This is a genomic window from Delftia sp. NA_296.1 (genome assembly GCF_052692095.1).
This window is the reverse complement of sequence record NZ_JBQZGF010000015.1, coordinates 62,442-82,386: the sequence shown is the minus strand read 5'-3', so window position 1 is coordinate 82,386 and position 19,945 is coordinate 62,442. Positions and strand designations below refer to the sequence as shown.

Below are 19,945 nucleotides of genomic sequence, written 5' to 3'. Positions count from 1 at the left end.
TGTCGTCGGGGACGACATAAGCGGTCGGCGCAAGCGCTGAGAAGCAGGATCGTTCTCAAAGCGGGGCTTGAGGCTCGTCGAACTCATTCCTAATCAAGCGATGTTGATCAACACCATGGAGTTGGTCTTCCATCGGGCTCCCGGCAAGCGCCTCCCACAAAGCGACTCACCTCCCCCCACTCCACCAACTGCGGCCGCACCTGCACAACCTGCCCCGCGCGCAGGCCTTCGCCGTCGATGGCGCGGAAGGCCTCGGCCATCAGGCCTTCGACGTTCTGGCGCACCATGTGCACCGGAAAGCGCAGGCATTCGGCATAGGGATCCCAGTCGTAGCTGCCAAAGCTGCATTGCGCCAGTTCCGCATCGGGCAGTGCGCGCAGGAAGCGGATGGCGCCCTGCAGCGTGATGCCCGATGAGAACAGCAGCGCGCGCGGCAGGCCGCCCAGGCGCTGGTAGAGCGCTGCCATGGCAAGGCGGGCCGCTTCGGGGTCGTAGCCGCAGCAGACGATGTGCTCGTCCGCCACCGGCGTGTGAGGCGCCAGGGCTTCGCGAAAGCCGGCCAGGCGCTGCTCGGTGGCGTACTCCTTGCGGACGCCACCCAGAAAGCAGATGGCGTCCTGCGGCGCACCTGCCGGTGGCCTGGAGCGCGCCAGCAGCAGGCGCGTGAGTTCGGCCGCACCCCAGCGGTTGTCGCTGGTGACGGAGGGCGCCTTTTTCCCGGGCAGATCCACGTTGACATGGCGCACGCCGGCCTTGCGGCATTCGGCGCTGATGGCGTCGGGCCGGGTGGCGCCTGTGACGATGAGGTGCTCCACGCGAAAGGCGATCAGCGAGCGCACGGTCTCCACCTCCAGCGCGCCGTCGCGCAGCGTGCTGACCACCAGCGGGCACAGGCCGCGCCCATGGGCCATGCGCTCGAAGGCCTGGGACAGCGCGCCGAAGAATCGGTCCTCGTGCGTGGGAATCACCATGCCGATCAGCCCCGAGCGCTGGCGGCGCAGGCCACTGGCCTGGCGGTTCACGGCAAAGCTGTGTTCCTGGGCGAGCTGCTGCACGCGGCGCGCGGTCTCCTCGCTGATGCGCCGCGACTGCCAGCTGCCGTTGAGGATGGCGCTGACCGTCGAGGCCGAGGTGCCGGCCAGTTCGGCCAGGTCGTAGATGGTGGAGGTTCGGGGGCGGTTCACGGTGCTCTGCAGGGGTTGGGACGGGAGCGCTCGGCGGCCATCGTAGCCGCTGCGGCAGCGATTCGGGCGGACCGGCACCGGCACGCAGCAGCGGCCCGGGAAATCCCGCATCGGCAATGGAAGTCCATCTGTCTATAGTTTGCGCAATCGATTGTGCAAAACACAGGGAGGAGCGCCATGTTCCATGGATTCAGCCGGTTCTCGAGGGCACTGCTGGCCTGCACCCTGGCGGTGCTGGCAGGCGCGGCCAGCGCCGAGGATGTGTCGGTGGTGGCCAAGGTCGGGGGCATTCCGTGGTTCAACGCCATGGAGACCGGCATCCGCAAGGCGGGCCGCGAGCTGGGCATCTCCAGCGGCATGGTCGGCCCCACCGAGGCCGATGCGGCCCAGCAGGTGCGCGCGGTCGAGGACCTGATCGCGCGCCGCAGCAAGGTCATCGCCGTGGTGCCCAACGATGCCAGGGCGCTGGAGCCCGTGTTCCGGCGTGCGCGCAGCGCGGGCATCAGGGTGCTCACGCACGAGTCGCCCGACCAGAAGGGCGCCGACTGGAACATCGAGCTGAGCAGCGTCGCGGGATTTGGCGAGCGCCACATGGACAGCCTGGGCAAGGCCATGGGTGGCGAGGGCAAGTACGTGGTCTTCGTGGGCTCGCTGACCGTGCCGCTGCACAACGCCTGGGCCGATGCGGCCATCGCCCACCAGAAAAAGCAGTGGCCGAAGATGCAGCTGGTGTCCGAGCGCTTCGGCGTGGCCGAGAGCCTGGACGACTCCTACCGCAGCGCCCAGGACCTGATGCGCGCCCATCCCGACCTCAAGGGCTTTCTGGCCTTCGGCAGCCAGGGCCCCATTGGCGCTGGCCGCGCGGTGGCCGATGCGCGCAAAGCCGAGCGCATTGCCGTGGTGGGCTCGTTCTCGCCGGGCCAGGGGGCGAAGCTGGTGCGCGACGGCGTGATCCGCGAGGGCTTCATCTGGAACCCCGCGCTGGCCGGCGAGGTGATCGTGCACGTGGGCAAGATGCTGATCGACGGCCGCGAGCCCACGGACGGCATGGAGATACCGGGCCTGGGCAAGGTCCAGGTGGACCGCGAGCGCCGCAACATCCAGGGCCAGAGGCTGGAGCCGATCAACCGGCAGACCATAGACCGGCTGGTCGGCCTGGGCCTGTGAGCCGCGCGCTGCCATGGATGCCACCACAACGGCACTGGTCCGCATGCAGGCGGTCACCGTGCGCTTTGGCGACGCCACCGCGCTGCATGCGCTGGACTGGGACGTGATGCCCGGCGAGGTGCACTGCCTGATGGGCAGCAACGGCAGCGGCAAGAGCACGGCGATCAAGGTGCTCAGCGGCGTGCACGCGCCGCAGCCGGGCGCGCGCATCGACATCGGCGGACAGACGGTGCAGCGGCTGGACCCGGCGCTGGCCAAGTCCCTGGGCATTCAGGTGATCTACCAGGACCTGTCGCTGTTTCCCAATCTGAGCGTGGCCGAGAACATTGCCTTCGACCAGGCCATGGGCCGCTGGTGGGCGCCCGTGCGCCGCAGGCGCCAGCGCGAGGCGGCCCAGGCCGTGATGCGGCGCCTGGGCATTGCGCTGCCGCTGGATGCGCGGGTGGGCGACCTGCCCATTGCGGGCCGCCAGCTTGTGGCCATCTGCCGGGGCATGGCGGCCCGGGCCAGGCTGCTGTTCATGGATGAGCCCACGGCCTCGCTCACGCGCGCCGAGGTCGATGCACTGCTGGCCGTGGTGCGCCGGCTCCAGGCCGATGGCATGGCCATCGTCTTCGTGAGCCACAAGCTGGACGAGGTCATGGAGATCGCCGACCGCGTCACCGTGCTGCGCGACGGGCGCAAGCTGGGCACCTGGCCCGCCGCGCAACTGTCGGGCCGGCAACTGGCCACGCTGATGACCGGGCAGGAAGTGGATGAGCGACTGCATGCGCGCGACATGTCCGCCGCGCCCGCGCTGCTGGAAGTGCGCGGCCTGGGCCGCGACGGCGACTACGAGGACGTGAGCTTCGATGTGCGCGAGGGCGAGATCCTGGGCCTGACCGGGCTGCTGGGCGCGGGCCGCACCGAGCTGGCCCTGGGCCTGTTCGGCATGCGCCGGCCCGACCGCGGCAGCATCCGCCTGGGCGGCCGCACGCTGGTGCTGCGCAGCAACCGCGATGCCATGGCGGCGGGCATTGCCTATGTGCCCGAGGACCGCCAGTCCATCGGCCTGAACCTGCGCCAGTCCGTGCAGGACAACCTGGTGCTGGCCATGCTGCCGCGCCTGTCCGGCCCGCTGGGCTGGCTGCCTGCCAGCCGCCGCGCCGCCACCGCAGCCCAGTGGAGCGACCACCTGCACATGCGCCTGCCCGCGCTGGACGCGCCCGTGCACCAGCTGTCCGGCGGCAATGCCCAGCGCGTGGTGCTGGCCCGCTGGCTGGCGACCGCGCCACGCCTGCTGATCCTCGACTCGCCCACCGTGGGCGTGGACATCGGCAACCGGCAGGGCATCTTCGAGATCGTGCACGGGCTCGCCGCACAGGGCATGGCGGTGATCGTCATCTCGGACGAGGTGGCCGAGGTCCATGCCCACTGCGACCGCGTGCTGCACATGCGCGGCGGGCGCATCGCCGGCGAGTTCGTGCCGGGGGTGCATTCCGAAAGCCAGATCGAGGAGGCCGTCCATGCCTGAACACGCACACGCACACGCGCTGCTGCAACACCCCGTGGCCCGGCTCGGCCTGGCCATTGCCGCCATGGCCCTGCTGTTCGGCGCCCTGGCGCCGGGCTTCTGGACGCTGGGCAACTGGATGGACCTGGCCGAGGGCGCATCGGTCACCGCCATCATGGCCGTGGGCCTGCTGGTGGTGCTGGTCGCGGGCGGCATCGACATCTCCTTTGCCGCCACGGCCACGGTGGCGCAGTACCTTGCGGCCCTCGCGGCCACACGCCTGGGCTGGGCACCGGCGGCCAGCATCGCGCTGGGCCTGGCCACGGGACTGGCGCTGGGCGCATTCAACGCCCTGCTCATCCACCGCCTGCGCGCCACCTCCATCATCATCACCATCTCCACGCTGAACCTGTACTTCGCGCTGCTGATGCATGGCACGGGCGGCCGGTCCATCTACGACCTGCCGTCGTGGTGGAGCGATTCCGTGGTGCTGGCCCGCTTCGCGGGCACCGACAGCGCAGACCCCGTGCGCCTGACCCTGCCCATCGCCGTGGCCGCTGCGGCCGCCCTGCTGACCGCGCTGCTGCTGGGCCGCAGCGCGCTGGGGCGGCGCCTGTACGCCTTCGGCGGCAACCCCGAGGCCGCGCACCGCATGGGCATCGGGCTGGGCGCCATACAAGGCGTGGCCTATGGCTGGCTCGGCATGATGGCGGCCATCGCAGGCCTGGTGCAGGCGCACCGCGTGGGCGAGTCGGTGCCCAACGCCCTGGTCGGCACGGAGCTGTTCGTGCTCGCGGCCGCCGTGCTGGGCGGCGCCAGCCTGTTCGGCGGCACGGGCAGCGTGGGCGGCGTGCTGATGGGCGTGCTGCTGCTGGCCGTGCTGCGCAACGGGCTGAACCTGCTGGGCGTGTCGCCGTATTTCTTTCAGGTGCTGCTGGGCGCCGTGGTGCTGGCCTGCGCCGCCGCAACGGGACTGCGGCGCACGCAGCGACGCAACCAGCAGCGCAGCGCTGACGCCACTCCTGCAGCGCCTTTGGCGGGGGCCGCGCCATGAACCGCAGCACTGGCGCGCCGCTGGGCCTGATCGCGCTGCTGGCGCTGCTGTGCGCCGTGTTCACGCTGCTGCTGCCCGGCAGCTTCGCCACCCTGGGCACGCTGCAATCGGTGCTGCTGCAAATCCCGGAACTGGGCCTGCTGGCACTGGCGCAGATGCTGCCGCTGGTCAGTGGCGGCATCAACCTGGCCGTGGTCGCCAGCGCCAACATGGCGGGCCTGGCCATGGCCTGGGTGCTGGTGGGAGGCCTGTCGGCGCTGGGCCTGGACCTGTCGGGCCATGAGGGCCTGCTCATCGCCGCGGCACTGACCGTGGGCGCCCTCGCCAGCCTGCTGGTGGGACTGGCCAGCGGCTGGCTGGTGGCGCGCGTCAACGCCCATCCCATCCTCGTCACGCTGGGCACCATGTCGCTGATCAACGGCCTGTGCGTCTGGCTCACGCGCGGCAAGCCCATTGCAGGCTTTCCCGAGACCTTCCAGGCCCTGGGCTCCGCCCAGTGGCTGGGCCTGCCGCTGCCGTTCTGGATCTTCGCGGCCGTGTGCCTGCTGGTGGGCCTGTACCTGGGCAGCACACGCCACGGGCTGGCCATCCGCATGGTCGGCTCCAATGCCGAGGCCACGCGCCATGCGGGCATCGATACGCGCCGCGTGCTGATCGGCGTCTACACCCTGTCCACGCTGCTGTGCTGGATCGCGGCCGTGCTGATGATGGCGCGCTTCAACTCGGCCAGCGCGGGCTACGCCCAGTCCTACCTGCTGGTCACGGTGCTTGCGGCCATCCTGGGCGGCACCGATCCCATGGGCGGCTTCGGCCGGGTGTCGGGGCTGTTCGTCGCCCTGCTCATCCTGCAGGTGCTGTCCAGCGGGGTGAACCTGCTGGGCGCCAATGCCCAGCTCACGCAGGCCCTGTGGGGCGCCACCATGATCGCCGCCGTGGCGGCGCGCCACCTGCTGGCGCGCTGGCGGGGCCGTGCCCGGGCACCCGCCGAACCTTCCCCTTCACGCTCTCGCAGTGTCCACCCGGAGCCCCTATGAACCCCCTCGGCATCCACGCCCTCGTCTGGGCCGGCGACCTGTCGCCGGCCTCCACCCGCCATGTGATCGAGCAGACGCGCCAGGCCGGTTACGACCTGGTCGAGCTGTCCCTGCACGGCCCCCGGCTCATGGACCTGGCGCTCACGCGTGACCTGCTGCAGGAGCATGGCCTGGGCGTGGGCTGCTCGCGCGGGCTGACCTTCGAGGCCGATGTCTCCAGCGAAGACCCCGCCGTGGTCGCGCGCGGCCTGGCGCTGCTGCAAGAGGGCGTGGACATCACGGCGCGCCTGGGCGGACGCTATTTCGGCGGCATCCTCTACGGCGCCATGGCGAAATACGGGCACCCCTGCACGCCGCAAGGCCGGCGCAACGCGATCGAGGCCGTGCGGCGCATTGCCGACTTCGCGGGCGAGCGCGGCGTCACGCTGGGCCTGGAGGTGGTCAACCGCTACGAAAGCAATCTGCTGAACACGGCCACGCAGGCGCTGGAGTTCATCGACGAAGTCGGCCAGCCCCATGTCTGCGTGCACCTGGACACCTACCACATGAACATCGAGGAGGCGGACCTCGCCGCGCCCGTGCTGGCCTGCGGACAGCGGCTGGGCTATGTGCACATCGGCGAGAACCACCGCGGCTACCTGGGTGCGGGCCACATCGACTTCGCGCAGTTCTTCGGTGCGCTCGCGCAGATCGGCTACCAGGGCACCGTCACCTTCGAGAGTTTCTCGTCCGCCATCGTCAACGAGCAGCTGTCGAACGCGCTGGCCATCTGGCGCCCCATGTGGGAAGACGGCATGGACCTGGCCCTGCACGCACGCGGCTTCATGGCAGACGGGCTGGCCAGCGCGCAGCAGGCACGCGCATGACGGCCATCCTGCCGCCCGAAGCCCTGGCGCGTGCGCTTGCGCTGGCACGCTCCGGCCCCCGCCGCCTGTTGGGCCTGGCTGGCCCGCCCGGCGCAGGCAAGAGCACGGCCTGCGCCGCCCTGCTGCAGGCGCTGGGCCCGCTGGCGGCGGCCGTGCCCATGGACGGCTTCCACCTAGCGCAGTCCGCGCTGCAGCGCCTGGGCCGCGCGCAGCGCAAGGGCGCGCCCGACACCTTCGACTCGGCCGGCTACGTGGCGCTGCTGCGCCGCCTGCACACGCCCGTGGCCGGTGAAACGGTCTACGCCCCCGAATTCCGGCGCTCCGTCGAGGAGCCCATTGCAGGCGCCATCGCCATCGCGCCCGGCGTGCCCCTGGTCATCACCGAAGGCAATTACCTGCTGATGGATGAACAGGATGCGCCAGGCACGCACTGGCATGCCGTGCGCGCGCTGCTGGACGAGGTCTGGTACGTGGACATGGACGACCGCCTTCGCATCGAACGCCTGACCCGCCGCCACGAACTCCACGGCCGCAGCCCCCAGGCCGCACGCGACTGGGTGGCGCAGGTGGACGAGCCCAATGCGCGCCGCATTGCGGCAACGCGGGGGCGGGCGGATTGGGTGTTGCGCTGGGGGTGAGGCTGCAGAACACAGCCCCCGCTCAGAACGCCACTACGCCCCCGTCCTTGCGCGGGTCCGATCCGCCGATGTAGTGGTCGCCGTCGCGCAGAACCAGTTGTGCGCCGCCGAAGGCGAAGACGCCATGGCCTTCCTCGATAGTGACTTCGTGGCCGCGTGCGCGCAGGGCGGCGACAACCTCGGCGTCGAAGGCCGGCTCCACGGCCACGCCCTTGCCGCCCGTCACGCGCCAGCGCGGTGCGTCGGCGGCGGCCTGGGGGTTCTGGCCGTAGCGCAGCACACGCAGGGCCATCTGCAGGTGGCCCTGGCTCTGCATGGGGCCGCCCATGACGCCGAAGGCCATCTGGGGCGTGCCGTCGGCGTTCATCGCAAAGGCCGGGATGATGGTGTGCGAGGGGCGCTTGCGCGGCGCGACCTCGTTGGCATGGCCGGCTTGCGTGGTGAAGCCGTGGCCGCGGTTTTGCAGGCTGATGCCGGTGCCCGGCACGACCACGCCCGAGCCGAAGCCCATGTAGTTGGACTGGATGAACGAGACCATCATGCCGCTGGCATCGGCCGCCGCCAGGTAGACGGTGCCGCCGGGGCGGGGTGCGCCGTAGGTGGGCGCGCTGGCGCGCTCGCGGTCAATGAGCGCCGCGCGTTCGCGCAGGTAGCCGGCGTCCAGCAGATGGGCGGATTCGACGCGCATGTGGTCGCCGTCGGCGTTGTATTCGTGCAGGTCGGCCAGGGCCAGCTTCATGGCCTCGACCTGCAGGTGCACGGACTCCACGCCGTCCAGCGGCTCGGCGCCCACGCCCAGTGCGTCCAGCATGCCCAGCGCCATCAGCGCGGCAATGCCCTGGCCGTTGGGCGGGATCTCGTGGATCACCGAGTCGCCAAAGGTCTGCGACACCGTGCCGACCCAGTCGGCCTGGTGAGCGGCCAGGTCGGCCTCGGTCATGGCGCCGCCGCAGGCCTTGGCGTGCTCGGCCATCGAGCGCGCCAGTGCGCCACGGTAGAAGGACTCGCCCTTGGTGGCGGCGATCTCCTCCAGCGTGCGCGCATGGGCTTCGCTGCGGAAGACCTCGCCCGCCTTGGGGGCCTTGCCATCGGGCAGGAAGCATTCGGCAAAACCGGGCTGGTCGCCGAGCTTGGCTCCGCCCAGCGCCCACAGCGTGGCGATGGTGGGCGAGACCGCAAAGCCGTCGCGCGCATAGCGGATGGCGGGCTGGGCCAGTTGCTCGAACGGCAGCTTGCCGAAGCGGCGCGACAGCTCCACCCAGGCCGAGACGGCGCCGGGCACGGTGACGGCGTTCCAGCCCTTCTCGGGGATGCCGCCCAGCGCGGCGAAGTACTCGGGCGTCCAGGCTTCGGGCGAGCGGCCCGAGGCATTGAGGCCGTGCAATTCCTTGCCATCCCACAGGATGCAGAAGGCATCGCTGCCCAGGCCGCAGCCCGTGGGCTCGACCACGGTCAGCGCCATGGCCGTGGCAATGGCCGCATCCACGGCATTGCCGCCGGCCAGCAGCATGGACAGGCCGGCCTGCGCGGCCAGCGGCTGCGAGGTGGAGACCATGTTGCGGCCCAGCACCGAAGAGCGGTGCGAGGCGTAGGGAAGTGTCCAGTCCTTGATGGTGCTTGTCATGTCTCGATGGGGAAAAGGTTAGTCAAGGGTGATTTTGTTGTCTTTGATGACCTGCGCCCAGCGGACGCTGTCGGCCTGCACCATGGCAGCGAACTGCGCGGGCGTGCGGGGCGATGCGGCCTCCACGCCCTGCTTGGCCAGGCTGGCCACCACCTCGGGATTCTGGATGGCCTTGTTGAAGGCCTGATTGATCCGCGCCACCAGCTCGGGCTTCATGCCGGCCGGGCCATAGACGCCGAACCAGGTGACCGAAGAATAGCCAGGCAGGCCGGACTCGGCCACCGTGGGCAGGTCGGGCGCCAGCGCGCTGCGCTTGTCGCCGGTCACGGCCAGGGCGCGCAGGCGGCCGCTGGCCACATGGGGCATGCCGGTGGGAATGGAGTCGAACAGCAGGTGCACCTGGCCAGCGGCCAGGTCGGTGATGGACTGGGCCGTGCCCTTGTAGGGCACATGGGTCAGCTGCAGGCCCGCGCGCGCCGCGAAGGCCGCAGCGTTCAGGTGGACGATGGTGCCATTGCCGCTGCTGGCGTAGTTGAGGGCGCCAGGATGGGCCTTGGCATAGGCGATCAGCTCCTGCACGTTGCGCACGGGCAGCGAGGGCGTGACCAGCAGGATGCTGGCCGCGCCACCGATCTCGGCAATGGGCGTGAAATCCTTGTCGGCCTTGTAGGCCAGACGGGTCATCAGGTGCGGCGAAATGGCATGCGTGCTGCTGGTGGTGAACAGCAGCGTGTAGCCGTCCGGCGAGGCCTTGGCGGCCTCGCCCGTGCCGATGGTGCCGCCCGCGCCGGGGCGGTTGTCGATGACCAGTTGCTGGCCCAGGTCCTGGGACATGCGCTGCGCCACCACGCGCGCCACGAGGTCGGTGGCGCCGCTGGCTGGAAAGGGCACGACCAGGCGCACCGGGTGCGAGGGCCAGGACGCCTGGCCCTGTGCCACGGCGGGCAGGGCGATGGCGCCAGCCAGGGCACAGGCTGCAGCCACGATGGCGCGGCGTGGAAGTAAAACGCTGGGCAATGCCTTCATGGGCACACTCCTGGACAGGGGTTGGACGGCTGCAGCCGCTGCTCCCCAGCAACGCCGCAACAGGCCATCGTAGAACCCTCGCCCCTTTGCCGCCATCAGCAAATTTGCAAACCTGCGTTGCCTCTGCGGCAAATTGATGACAATCGGGGCGACATGCCCGACGCCCGCCACCTTCTTTTGCAGGACACCGCGCTGCGCTACTTCCACGAAGTGGCGCAATGCGGATCGCTGACCGAGGCCTCGGCGCGGCTGCATGTGGCGGCCTCGGCCATCAGCCGCCAGATCGCCGCACTGGAGGGGCTGCTGGGCACGCCGCTGTTCGAGCGCCACCCGCGCGGCATGGTGCTCAATGCAGCCGGGGAGATCCTGGCCGACCATGTGCGCCGCGCCGGCCTGGATGCCGAGCGCGCGCTGGGCGAGATCGAGGCCCTGCAGGGGCTGCGCAGCGGCCGCGTGCGCATCGCAAGCTCCGACGCCTTTGCCAACGAGTTCCTGCCGCGCCTGTGCGCAGCGTTCCAGCGCGCGCATGCCGGCATCGTCTTCGAGGTGATGGTGCTGCCCACGCCTGCCGTGCCAGAGGCCGTGCGCAGCGGCACGGCCGACATCGGCCTGTGCTTCAGCCGCGCACCTGAAAAAGGCATTGCCGTGGCCTGCCGCGTGGCGGCGCCCCTGGTCGCCCTGGTCGCACCCGGCCATGCCTTGGCCCAGGCGCGCCGCCTGTCGCTGGCCCAGTTGGTGCGCCACCCCCTGGCACTCACACCGGCCGATACTGCCGTGCGCCAGCTGCTGGACGCGGCCTGCAGCCGCCAGGGCCTGATGCTGATGCCGGTGATGGAGAGCAACCACGGCAAGACCCTGCTGAACTTTGCAGCCCAGGGCGCCGCCGTGGCCGTGGCCAGCGAGATCGCCGCGCGCCACATGGTGGCCACAGGCGCACTGGTGGCCGTGGCGCTCAGCGACCGGGGCATGGACCTGCGCGACATCGAGGTGCAGACCCTGGCCGGCCGCACGCTGCCGCATGCGGCGCAGTCCTTCCTGGAAATGCTGCAGCTCAGGCTGCCAACCTCCTGGTAATCCACCTGGCGCCCTGGCATGGAACGCCCAGACACAAAACACGGCAAGCCTGCTGAATTTGCAATGCATTCCAAGGTCTTGGTTACAACAACCAGATAACTCCTGTTTTTCAGCGCCGCCATGGCTCCGAAAATCCGGAAGCGACCAAAAAACCGCTCAAAGAGTCTGAAGTCTCGCTGCAGGAAAGCAATGCGATAGGACTGATCCGGATACATATCGGACGATTCCGAATCACGCTGGCGAACTGCCCGGTCCCGCTCCAAGCGCTTCCTATGATGCGCCCCGCATCTCCTTTGAAATCATTGGCATGCGCGGCTTGCTTTGCCGTGCGGCGCATTCAGGACAGGAAACGGCAACGTGATGGGCACAAGGAAACAGGCAGGCCGGAGCCTGCAGGCACGGCAACTGCAATTGCGGTTGCGGCTGCGGTTGCAATTGCTGAAGGCAATGCGGCATGGATGAGCGTCCCACTCTCACTTTCACGCTGCGCGGCCTCGATGACCGCGACGCCAGGCTGTTCCGCTCCTTCGTGCGGCTGGTGGACCACCGCACGCAGCACCGCTGGGAATGGACGGAATCCTCGGCCGACCTGGTGGTACTGCATGACGGCGTGCACGAGCCGCCGTCCAGCCGGGCGACGCTGCGCGTGGGCCGCCAGCCCCAAAGCACCCGCCCTACGGGGGACTACCTGAGCCTGCCCCTGCGCGCCGACGCGGTGGAGGACTGCCTCAATGCCATGGGCCTGCGCGCCCTGGCCGTGCGCCAGACGGCGTCCGGGCAAAGCATGGTGGCGGCACCCCACCCGGCAGCGGCGGCCGACATGCTGGTGCAGCTGCTGCGCTGGCCCCCCCAGCGGCTGCTGACAAGCGCGCACCACATGCGCCTGGCCACGTTGATGACGGGCCGGCCGACCACCTTGCAGGCGCTGTGCCGGCGCTCGGGCCTTGCGCCGGAGATCTGCGCGGCCTTCCTGAACCGCCTCGACGCCATCGGCCTGCTGCGCTGGACCGCCACGGCACCCCGCAGCAGCGCTGCCCCGGGTCCCGCCCAGGGCATTCTCGACCGCATCCGCCAGCGGCTTGCCCAATTGACGAGAGCCTCCGTGCATGAGTGAACTGAAGATCCTGATTTGCGGAACCGCGGGCGCGGGCAAGACCACCGCCATACGCGCCGTCAGCGAGATCGCGCCGGTAAGCACCGACGTGCGCAACACCGATGCGGCAGTGGACAAGGCCCTGTCCACCGCCGGCATGGACTACGGAGAACTCACCCTGGACAACGGCGAAAAGCTGTACCTGTACGGCACGCCGGGCCAGGAGCGCTTCGACTTCATGTGGAACATCCTCTCGCACGGCGCGCTGGGGGTGATCCTGCTGATCGACAACAGCCGGCCCGACCCACTGGGCGACCTGGATACCTACATCAATGCCCTGTCCGCCACGCTGCTCACCACGGCCTGCGTGGTGGCCGTGTGCCGCATGGACCGGCATGGTCGGCCCGACCTCGAAGGATTTGCCCTGCACCTGCAGTCGCGTGGCCTGCTGTGCCCGGTGGTGCCGGCCGATGTGCGCGAGCCCGCGCAGGTGGTGGCACTGATCGAGTTGCTGCTGCTGCAGATCGAAGCCCTGTCGCAGGACAGCCCCCATGCAGAATGACCCCGCCCTGAAGGCGCGCGCCCACCGCGAGGGACTGTTCCTCTACCTGGTGCTCGACAAGGCCAAGGCCAATCTCGCGCTGGCGCGCCGCAAGGTGCAGGACGTGGAGAATGCGCTGGTGGTCTGAACAACAGCCCTTGACTGGCTGCGCCGCTCAGAACCGCTCGGCGCACAGCGCATGCCACTGCAGGATCTCGATCTCGCCGCGCTGCACCCGGATGAGGCCGCGCGCCTGCAGGCCCTGCAGCAGCACGTTGGTGGTCTGGCGCGAGATCGACAGCATGCGCGCCAGTTGCTCCTGCGTGATATCCAGGCGCGGCCGGGCCGGCACGTCGTCCAGCCGCTCGCCGTAGCCACGCGCCATGGCCACCAGGCGGCGCGCCAGCCGCTGGGGTGCGGGCAGGAGGGCCAGATCCTCCAGCGCCGCAAAGGCCGCCCGCATGCGCCCCGACATCAGCACGCCCAGGTCATGCCAGTGCGCGGGGTGCTGCTGCAGCCAGTCCAGCAGCGGCTGGCGTGGCACCTGCAGCACCACGCTGGGCTCCATGGCGTGGGCATCGTGGGTGCGCGGCGAACCGTCGAACAGCGCGATCTCGCCAAACCAGGTGGCCGGTCCCATGCGCGTGAGCAGGGCCTCGCGCGCATGCTCGCTCTGCCCACCCACCCCGGAAAAACCGATGCTGCCGCGGACCACGGCGAACAGCCCGCCCTCCAGCGCATCGCCGCGCAGGAACAGGGCCTCGCCCGTCTCCAGGCTGCGCGGCTGGGCCAGCGCCAGCAGCAAATCGGCAAACTGCGGCGCCAATGCGCTGAACCAGCGGCCGGCGCGCAGCGTGGGCAGGTAGGAAGAGGCGAGGGAAGCTTGCATGGAAAGGGATGTCGGGTGGCTGACAGACACAGCCGGCGGGCCTGCGTATTTTCGCCGCTGACATCGAACACATGCCAGGAGACCTTTCCATGCAAGCCTCACACCCCCTGCCCCGCGCGCTGGCGCGCCCTTCCCGCCTGCTGGCCAGCCTGGCCACAGCCGCTTTGCTGGGCGCTTGCGCCCACGGCAGCCTGCCCGTCTCCGACATGGCCAGGCCCCAGCCGGCCAGCGCCGCCACGCGCGCGGCCCAGCAGGCGGCCTTGGCGCAGCAGCCGCTGGACGATGCGCAGGCCATGGAGGACGCCCGGCGCGGCCTGATCGCACCGGCCGACACCCTGGTCGTGCGCAATGCCCAGGGCCGTCCCATCTGGAGCATGCAGTCCTATGCCTTCCTGGAGCAGGACCAGGCGCCCGACACCGTGCACCCCGCGCTGTGGCGCCAGGCCCAGCGCAACCGCGTCAGCGGCCTGTTCCAGGTGACGGACGGGCTCTACCAGGTGCGCGGCCTGGACCTGTCGAACATGAGCATCATCGAGGGCGAGACCGGCCTGATCGTGGTCGATCCGCTGATGTACACCGAGACCGCCCAGGCCGCCATGGACCTGTACTTCCAGCACCGCCCGCGCAAGCCCGTGGTGGCCGTCGTCTACTCGCACAGCCATGTGGACCATTTCGGCGGCGTGCGCGGCGTGGTGCGCCAGGAAGAGGTGGATGCAGGCCGCGTGCAGGTCATCGCGCCGGCGGGCTTCATGGCCGAGGCCGTGGGCGAGAACGTGATCGCCGGCCACGCCATGGGCCGGCGCGCGCTCTACCAGTTCGGCATGCTGCTGCCGCGCGATGCCAGGGGACAGGTGGACGCAGGGCTGGGCAAGGCGGGTGCGCCCGGCACCATGGGGCTGATCGCGCCCACGCGCGTGATCGACAAGCCGCGCGAGACCCTGCGCATCGACGGCGTGGACATCGAGTTCGCGCTCACGCCCGAGGCCGAGGCGCCGGCCGAGATGATCATGTACTACCCCCAGTTCAAGGTGCTGAACATGGCCGAGATCGCCGTGCACACCCAGCACAACCTGCTGCCGCTGCGCGGCGCCCAGGTGCGTGACGCGCTGGGCTGGTCCCGCCACCTGAACGACGCCCTGCACGCCTATGGTGGCAAGGCCGAGATCCTGATCGCCCAGCACCACTGGCCGGTCTGGGGCCAGCCCCGGCTGCAGCACCTGCTGGCCGGCCAGCGCGACACCTACAAATACCTGCACGACCAGACCGTGCGCCTCATGAACCACGGCTACGTGGGCTCGGAGATCGCCGAGATGCTGAAGATGCCCGAATCCCTGGCCCGCGACGGCGCAACACATGCCTTCTACGGCCACCTGCGCCACAACATCCGCGCCATCTACCAGCACTACCTGGGCTACTACGAAGGCAACCCGGCGCAATTGGAGGCGCTGCCGCCCGTGCCCGCCGCACGCAAGACCGTGGAATACATGGGGGGCGCCGACGCCGTGCTGCGCCGTGCGCAGGCCGACTACGAGCGCGGCGAATACCGCTGGGTGGCGCAGATCGCCTCGCAACTGGTCTTCGCCGACCCGGCCAACCAGGCCGCGCGCCGCCTGGCGGCCAATGCCTATGAGCAGCTGGGCTACCAGATGGAATCGGCCACGGCCCGCAACGCCTTCCTGCAGGGCGCGGCGGAGCTGCGCCAGGGCGTGCCCCAGCTGCCCAGGCCCGGCAGCACCGCGCGCGACCTGGTGCGCAGCCTGCCGCTGGAGATGTTCTTCGACTACCTGGGCGTGCGGCTGGACGCGGGCAAGGCCGCAGGCCAGCGCATCGTGCTCAACTGGACCTTCACCGACACCGGCGAGCAGCGCAGCCTGAACCTGGAGAACAGCGCCCTCACCCAGAGCCCGGGCCTTGCGCCCTCCGCCCATGCCAGCCTGCGCCTGACGCGCGCCACGCTGGACGCCATTGCAGGCCAGGAGACCACGATGGCCGAGGCCATCAAGAGCGGCCAGCTGCGCATCGAGGGCGATGCCTCCAAGGTAGCGGCGCTCATGTCCATGCTGGACCGCTTCGACAGCGTGTTCCCCATGGTGGAGCCACGCCCCGAGCGGGCCGCTCAGTAACCGTGCTGAGCGCGGAAGTCGCGCGCCTTGCCGAAGTGCCCGTTGCCGATGAAGGGCACGGGCGGGCGCAGCGCCGACAGCGGCGAGGGATGGTTGCTGGTCAGCACCAGATGGCCCCGGTCGGCCGGAATGAAGGCGCGCTTGGACTGCGCATGGCTGCCCCAGAGCATGAAGACCACGGGGCGCGCGCCCTGGGCGATGTGCCGGATCACCGCATCGGTCAGCAGCTCCCAGCCCTTGCCCGAGTGGCTGGCCGCCTGGCCTTCCTCCACCGTGAGGCAGGTGTTGAGCAGCAGCACGCCGTTCCTGGCCCACTTGACCAGGCTGCCGCCCGGGTTGGGAAACGGCGGAAAGGGCACGCCCAGGTCACGCTGCATCTCCTTGAAGATGTTCTGCAGCGAGGGCGGCATGCGCACGCCCGGCGCCACCGAGAACGACAGGCCTTCGGCCTGCCCACGGCCGTGGTAGGGGTCCTGCCCCAGGATGACCACGCGCACCTCCTCGGGCGGGGTCAGCTCCAGCGCGCGCAGCGGCTGGGGCGGAAAGATCACCGCGCCGGCTTCCAGGCGCTGGTGCAGAAAGGTCAGCAGCTGCTGGCCCGTGGCACCCGCGAAGAAGTCCTCGACCAGGGGCTGCCAGTCGGGCGCAACGGGCCAGTCGGCGGGATCGGCGGATTGGAGTTGGTCGGCTTGCGCCGGGGCGATTGCGTCGTCTTGAAGGGCCATGGCGGATGGGGCACCAGCGCACGCATGGCGCGCGATGGTGGTTCCTCGAAGGTACGAAAGAAACGGGAATGCACCGGCGCGCGGCCGGTGCATTGATGTCCTGAGGATACCCGCAGTCGCACAGCCGCCCGGCGTGTGCGACATGCACCTCAGCGCATCAGCGCGTCCGGCGGCGCCGGCGCATTGCCGCCATGGCCAGCAGCACCGAGGCCGATGTGCCCGCCAGACCCGCGAGGTTCCACACGGGAATGGCTGCAGGAGAGGTCGCCGCCATCACCATCAGACCGCCCGGATCGACCACCACGCCATTGGCCTGCAGGTCATCGTCGCCCAGGCCACCGTCCTGGACCTCCAGGGTGTAGGTATTGGCCGAGGTCACCTTGAAGCCATCGTTGAAGGCATACCAGTGCGGTGCCGGGTTGGCCGCCGTGGGACCGTACTTCCAGTACTGGGCCCCCGAAGGCAGGGCCTGCGGCATGGTGACGCTGAGCTTCAGCGTCGCGCCTGAGTTGCAGCCCGACGAGCGCAGGTCCAGCACACCCAGCGGATAGGCCGCCGCACCCTGGGGCGGCGCCGTGGGCAGGCTTTGCGCACGCACCAGCGATGCCGATTGCAGGCTGCAGCCGCTGGCCGGATTGCTGACGGTCAGCGTCGCGCTGCCGCCTTGCAGGGTCGAGATGGTGGTGGCGCCAGCGACAGGGGCGTTGACCGTCAGGGGCTGCGAGGCGGGCCCCGCACCGCTGCTGGACTGTGCCGCCACGCTGCAGTTGTAGGCCACGCCGGGCGTCAGGCCGTTGACCGCCACCGTCGGAGTGCTGGACGTACCCGTCAGCACCGCACCGCCGCCTTGCGGGACACATTGCGCCACATAGCCCGTGACCGTCTGGCCGGGGATGGAGGCCACCGGATCGAAGGTCAGCTGCACGGCCGTGCCCTGCGCGAAAAAGCCCGTATCGGCAGGTGGCTGAAGTGCGCCCGGAACGCTGCCGGACCAGACGCTCATCGCATCCACGCCGAAGAACAGGCTTTGCCGGTTGTCCACCTCGGCAATGCGCAGCCGCACGGTCTGGCCCGCGTAGGCCGACAGGTCGAACTGCAGTGACTGGTAGCCGCTGCCGCTGGCCGAAGGACCGGGCACCGTGGCCTGCGGCCACTGGAAGACGTTGGCCAGCACACCGGCGCCCAGGCTGTCGGGCGCGGCGGCAGGGTTCATGACGTCGATGCGCACCTGCTGGTTGGGCGCAGCCACCGTGTAGTCAAGCGTGGCCGGCGCCGCAGCGACCTTGGCCGCATTCTGGACATGGACGCGGGCGCTCAGCGTGGCCGGGCTGCCCGCCGGAATGGCGACGTCCTGGTAGAGCACATGGCTGCCGGGGCCGGGCTGGTCGCTCATGAGGGCAAATGCCCCGTCGGGAGGTGCAGGCACGGCCACGGGCGTGATGGCGCCCCTGGTGCCTTGCTGGGCGGCGAAGCCGCCCTTGGAGCCGGCCTGGGACACGGATTGCCAGCCCGTGAAAACCAGGGAACCCGGACCGGAGTTCTGCTCGAAACTGCCGTTGGCCAGCAGTTCGGCGGCTTGCGCCGGGCCCAGGGCCGCAAACACCGCAAGCCCCAGACAGGACTTGCGGGCAACGCCTTTTACGCTGTGCATGATGCTGCCTTGCGCCGATCAGCGTTCGTAGACGGTGTCGGTGGGCGCGCTGTCCTGGGTGTTGCCCATGACCCGGTTGTTGTTGAACGAGGTGATCTTCCCGCCTGCCACAGCGTTGAACGCCTTGTCATTGCCGAACACCGTGGTGTTGGACAGGTAGACCTGGGCGGTCGTGCTCTGGACACTGATGGCGGCGCGTTCCGGCTCGCCCTGTGCTGGCACTACATTGCCCAGCAATTGCGAGCGTTGCACCAGAACAGACACAGAAGTAGCGCTCGTCTCGACCTTGACCGCCGCCTGCGTGAAGCCCTGGATCCTGACGTTGTCCAGCACCACTTTGCCTGCCTGGAAGATTCTGACGCCGAACGTTCCTGTGCCGTTGCCGACGATGTCCAGATCCCGCAGCACCACGGTGTCAGAAACACCCGCGTTGATGGTGATGCCCGCGGTACCGGAGACCAGCACGCCGGCAAGCACGCCTGTGCCGTCCATCTGCATGGACTTGGTGATGGTGACTCCACCGACGCCCGCAGGATCCAGCACGTTGATCTCGCCATTGGCGGCCGTCTTGGCGATGGCCCCCGCAAAGGTCTTGCAGGGAGCCGTGCGGCTGCAGGGGTTGGCGTCATCGCCCACGCCCGAGACCCAGGTGCGCGTGGCCTGCGCCCAGGCGCCGGACGATGCCAGCGCGGCAGATGCGCAAACGATGAGGGCAGCCCAGCCGCGGCTGGACAGGAAAGGGGCACGGGGCATGAACGACATCGGAATCTCCGTAGGCGATGGGCTGCGGCCATGTTGCCGGAGCGGCATTTCATGCGCATTGTCAATAATTATCATGCAAACTAAAAACTTTTAGAAACACTATTTGCACAAAAAAAAGCCCGCACGCATGGCTGCGGCGGGCTGCTTCGGTGGCGCACCACCGAGGGACCGATCCGGTCTTGGCTTCAGGCAAACAGCTTGGCCAGCGCCTCTCCCGGCTCCTTGGCGCGCATGAAGGCCTCGCCCACCAGGAAGCTGTGGATGCCGGCATCGCGCATGGCCTTGACGTCCTCGCGGCTGCCGATGCCCGACTCGGTGACCAGCAGGCGGTCGGCGGGCACGTTCTTTTGCAGGTCCAGCGTGGTCTGGATGCTGACCTCGAAGCTGCGCAGGTTGCGGTTGTTGATGCCCACCAGCGGCGTCTTGAGCCGCAGGGCGCGGTCCAGCTCGGCGCCGTCGTGGACCTCGACCAGCACGGCCATGTCCAGGCTGTGGGCGATCTGTTCCATCTCGGCCATCTGCGCGTCGTCCAGGCAGGCGGCGATCAGCAGCACGCAGTCGGCACCCATGGCCCGCGATTCGTAGATCTGGTAGGGATCGACCATGAAGTCCTTGCGCAGCACGGGCAGGTGGCAGCTGGCGCGCGCCTGCTTGAGATAGTCCACGCTGCCCTGGAAGAACTGCTTGTCGGTCAGCACCGAGAGGCAGGCGGCGCTGACGCCCTTGCCGTCGCCATCGGCATAGCTTTGCGCGATGTCGGCGGGGATGAAGTCCTCGCGGATCACGCCCTTGCTGGGGCTGGCCTTCTTGATCTCGGCGATCACGCCGGCATGGCCGGCGGCGATCTTGGCGCGCAGCGCGCCCACGAAGTCGCGCGTGAGCACGCGGCTTTCGGCGTCGCGGCGCATGTCCGCGAAGGGCATGCGCTTCTGGGCGGCGGCCACTTCCTGCACTTTCACGTCGCAGATTTGCTTGAGGATGTCGGACACGTTGCTTTCCTTG

General features: G+C 69.5%; 19 protein-coding genes. 11 read left to right on the top strand and 8 right to left on the bottom strand.

Annotation, left to right across the window (positions count from 1 at the left end; translation table 11 throughout):
- Positions 1-107 precede the first annotated feature (107 nt).
- Positions 108-1,184, bottom strand: a complete 1,077-nt coding sequence (locus ACUTR7_RS27420; protein ID WP_445610274.1) for a LacI family DNA-binding transcriptional regulator — start codon at positions 1,182-1,184, stop codon at positions 108-110.
- A 177-nt stretch (positions 1,185-1,361) separates the two neighbouring features.
- Between ACUTR7_RS27420 and ACUTR7_RS27415 the strand changes: the two genes are divergently transcribed.
- From ACUTR7_RS27415 to ACUTR7_RS27390, 6 genes are read left to right on the top strand one after another with little or no spacing between them, the layout of a single operon-like run.
- Positions 1,362-2,351 (top strand): substrate-binding domain-containing protein, encoded by a 990-nt coding sequence (locus tag ACUTR7_RS27415; RefSeq protein WP_445610273.1) that lies wholly within the window; start codon positions 1,362-1,364, stop codon positions 2,349-2,351.
- A 13-nt stretch (positions 2,352-2,364) separates the two neighbouring features.
- Positions 2,365-3,864, top strand: coding sequence for a sugar ABC transporter ATP-binding protein (locus tag ACUTR7_RS27410; protein WP_445610272.1), 1,500 nt, complete (start codon positions 2,365-2,367; stop codon positions 3,862-3,864).
- A complete protein-coding gene (locus tag ACUTR7_RS27405; protein ID WP_445610271.1) occupies positions 3,857-4,897 on the top strand; it encodes an ABC transporter permease in 1,041 nt (346 codons plus the stop codon). Before ACUTR7_RS27410 ends, ACUTR7_RS27405 begins: the two co-directional genes overlap by 8 nt.
- Positions 4,894-5,931 (top strand): ABC transporter permease, encoded by a 1,038-nt coding sequence (locus ACUTR7_RS27400; RefSeq protein WP_445610270.1) that lies wholly within the window; start codon positions 4,894-4,896, stop codon positions 5,929-5,931. The genes ACUTR7_RS27405 and ACUTR7_RS27400 overlap by 4 nt, the downstream gene beginning before the upstream one ends.
- On the top strand, positions 5,928-6,797 hold the full coding sequence (locus ACUTR7_RS27395; RefSeq protein WP_207444144.1) for a sugar phosphate isomerase/epimerase family protein: 870 nt from the start codon (positions 5,928-5,930) through the stop codon (positions 6,795-6,797). The genes ACUTR7_RS27400 and ACUTR7_RS27395 overlap by 4 nt, the downstream gene beginning before the upstream one ends.
- Positions 6,794-7,435 carry a nucleoside/nucleotide kinase family protein gene (locus ACUTR7_RS27390; RefSeq protein WP_445610269.1) on the top strand — a complete coding sequence of 214 codons (642 nt, stop codon included), beginning with the start codon at positions 6,794-6,796 and terminating at the stop codon, positions 7,433-7,435. Before ACUTR7_RS27395 ends, ACUTR7_RS27390 begins: the two co-directional genes overlap by 4 nt.
- A gap of 22 nt (positions 7,436-7,457) precedes the next feature.
- On the opposite strand, the gene ACUTR7_RS27385 is transcribed toward ACUTR7_RS27390, so the two are convergent.
- Positions 7,458-9,059 (bottom strand): gamma-glutamyltransferase family protein, encoded by a 1,602-nt coding sequence (locus ACUTR7_RS27385; protein ID WP_088165747.1) that lies wholly within the window; start codon positions 9,057-9,059, stop codon positions 7,458-7,460.
- A gap of 18 nt (positions 9,060-9,077) precedes the next feature.
- Positions 9,078-10,085 carry a Bug family tripartite tricarboxylate transporter substrate binding protein gene (locus ACUTR7_RS27380; protein ID WP_065347108.1) on the bottom strand — a complete coding sequence of 336 codons (1,008 nt, stop codon included), beginning with the start codon at positions 10,083-10,085 and terminating at the stop codon, positions 9,078-9,080.
- Between the two features lie 153 nt (positions 10,086-10,238).
- On the opposite strand from ACUTR7_RS27380, the gene ACUTR7_RS27375 reads away from it, so the two are divergent.
- The 4 genes from ACUTR7_RS27375 (at position 10,239) to ACUTR7_RS27360 (ending at position 12,941) form a co-directional block, all read left to right on the top strand.
- Positions 10,239-11,159, top strand: a complete 921-nt coding sequence (locus ACUTR7_RS27375; RefSeq protein ID WP_034366405.1) for a LysR family transcriptional regulator — start codon at positions 10,239-10,241, stop codon at positions 11,157-11,159.
- A 454-nt stretch (positions 11,160-11,613) separates the two neighbouring features.
- A complete protein-coding gene (locus tag ACUTR7_RS27370; RefSeq protein ID WP_445610268.1) occupies positions 11,614-12,273 on the top strand; it encodes a hypothetical protein in 660 nt (219 codons plus the stop codon).
- Positions 12,266-12,814 (top strand): GTP-binding protein, encoded by a 549-nt coding sequence (locus tag ACUTR7_RS27365; RefSeq protein WP_445610267.1) that lies wholly within the window; start codon positions 12,266-12,268, stop codon positions 12,812-12,814. Before ACUTR7_RS27370 ends, ACUTR7_RS27365 begins: the two co-directional genes overlap by 8 nt.
- A complete protein-coding gene (locus ACUTR7_RS27360) occupies positions 12,804-12,941 on the top strand; it encodes a hypothetical protein (protein WP_445610266.1) in 138 nt (45 codons plus the stop codon). The genes ACUTR7_RS27365 and ACUTR7_RS27360 overlap by 11 nt, the downstream gene beginning before the upstream one ends.
- Positions 12,942-12,968: 27 nt before the next feature.
- Here the strand turns inward: ACUTR7_RS27360 and ACUTR7_RS27355 are convergent, their stop codons facing one another.
- On the bottom strand, positions 12,969-13,682 hold the full coding sequence (locus ACUTR7_RS27355; protein WP_445610265.1) for a Crp/Fnr family transcriptional regulator: 714 nt from the start codon (positions 13,680-13,682) through the stop codon (positions 12,969-12,971).
- Between the two features lie 89 nt (positions 13,683-13,771).
- Here ACUTR7_RS27355 and ACUTR7_RS27350 point away from each other — a divergent pair, with 89 nt between their 5' ends.
- Positions 13,772-15,805: an alkyl/aryl-sulfatase gene (locus ACUTR7_RS27350; RefSeq protein ID WP_445610264.1), complete on the top strand. Its 2,034-nt coding sequence runs from the start codon at positions 13,772-13,774 to the stop codon at positions 15,803-15,805.
- Here the strand turns inward: ACUTR7_RS27350 and ACUTR7_RS27345 are convergent.
- From ACUTR7_RS27345 to trpC, 4 genes are all read right to left on the bottom strand, one after another.
- Complete coding sequence (locus tag ACUTR7_RS27345) at positions 15,799-16,530, bottom strand: uracil-DNA glycosylase (protein ID WP_043780562.1); 732 nt, start codon at positions 16,528-16,530, stop codon at positions 15,799-15,801. The two genes, ACUTR7_RS27350 and ACUTR7_RS27345, sit on opposite strands and share 7 nt — an antisense overlap.
- Before the next feature lie 157 nt (positions 16,531-16,687).
- Positions 16,688-18,181 (bottom strand): fibronectin type III domain-containing protein, encoded by a 1,494-nt coding sequence (locus ACUTR7_RS27340; RefSeq protein ID WP_445610263.1) that lies wholly within the window; start codon positions 18,179-18,181, stop codon positions 16,688-16,690.
- A gap of 18 nt (positions 18,182-18,199) precedes the next feature.
- Complete coding sequence (locus ACUTR7_RS27335; protein ID WP_445610262.1) at positions 18,200-18,934, bottom strand: hypothetical protein; 735 nt, start codon at positions 18,932-18,934, stop codon at positions 18,200-18,202.
- A 194-nt stretch (positions 18,935-19,128) separates the two neighbouring features.
- Complete coding sequence (trpC, locus tag ACUTR7_RS27330) at positions 19,129-19,932, bottom strand: indole-3-glycerol phosphate synthase TrpC (protein ID WP_065347113.1); 804 nt, start codon at positions 19,930-19,932, stop codon at positions 19,129-19,131.
- Between the last annotated feature and the right edge of the window lie 13 nt (positions 19,933-19,945).

Excerpts from the sequence above, each read along its gene's own strand:
- ACUTR7_RS27345 (WP_043780562.1), bottom strand. The coding sequence starts at position 16,530 with ATGGCCCTTCAAGACGACGCAATCGCCCCGGCGCAAGCCGACCAACTC.
- ACUTR7_RS27400 (WP_445610270.1), top strand. The coding sequence starts at position 4,894 with ATGAACCGCAGCACTGGCGCGCCGCTGGGCCTGATCGCGCTGCTGGCG.
- ACUTR7_RS27410 (WP_445610272.1), top strand. The coding sequence starts at position 2,365 with ATGGATGCCACCACAACGGCACTGGTCCGCATGCAGGCGGTCACCGTG.
- ACUTR7_RS27365 (WP_445610267.1), top strand. The coding sequence starts at position 12,266 with ATGAGTGAACTGAAGATCCTGATTTGCGGAACCGCGGGCGCGGGCAAG.
- ACUTR7_RS27340 (WP_445610263.1), bottom strand. The coding sequence starts at position 18,181 with ATGCACAGCGTAAAAGGCGTTGCCCGCAAGTCCTGTCTGGGGCTTGCG.
- ACUTR7_RS27380 (WP_065347108.1), bottom strand. The coding sequence starts at position 10,085 with ATGAAGGCATTGCCCAGCGTTTTACTTCCACGCCGCGCCATCGTGGCT.
- ACUTR7_RS27390 (WP_445610269.1), top strand. The coding sequence starts at position 6,794 with ATGACGGCCATCCTGCCGCCCGAAGCCCTGGCGCGTGCGCTTGCGCTG.
- ACUTR7_RS27370 (WP_445610268.1), top strand. The coding sequence starts at position 11,614 with ATGGATGAGCGTCCCACTCTCACTTTCACGCTGCGCGGCCTCGATGAC.
- ACUTR7_RS27360 (WP_445610266.1), top strand. The coding sequence starts at position 12,804 with ATGCAGAATGACCCCGCCCTGAAGGCGCGCGCCCACCGCGAGGGACTG.
- ACUTR7_RS27350 (WP_445610264.1), top strand. The coding sequence starts at position 13,772 with ATGCAAGCCTCACACCCCCTGCCCCGCGCGCTGGCGCGCCCTTCCCGC.
- ACUTR7_RS27375 (WP_034366405.1), top strand. The coding sequence starts at position 10,239 with ATGCCCGACGCCCGCCACCTTCTTTTGCAGGACACCGCGCTGCGCTAC.
- ACUTR7_RS27405 (WP_445610271.1), top strand. The coding sequence starts at position 3,857 with ATGCCTGAACACGCACACGCACACGCGCTGCTGCAACACCCCGTGGCC.
- ACUTR7_RS27415 (WP_445610273.1), top strand. The coding sequence starts at position 1,362 with ATGTTCCATGGATTCAGCCGGTTCTCGAGGGCACTGCTGGCCTGCACC.
- ACUTR7_RS27335 (WP_445610262.1), bottom strand. The coding sequence starts at position 18,934 with ATGCCCCGTGCCCCTTTCCTGTCCAGCCGCGGCTGGGCTGCCCTCATC.
- ACUTR7_RS27395 (WP_207444144.1), top strand. The coding sequence starts at position 5,928 with ATGAACCCCCTCGGCATCCACGCCCTCGTCTGGGCCGGCGACCTGTCG.
- ACUTR7_RS27355 (WP_445610265.1), bottom strand. The coding sequence starts at position 13,682 with ATGCAAGCTTCCCTCGCCTCTTCCTACCTGCCCACGCTGCGCGCCGGC.
- ACUTR7_RS27385 (WP_088165747.1), bottom strand. The coding sequence starts at position 9,059 with ATGACAAGCACCATCAAGGACTGGACACTTCCCTACGCCTCGCACCGC.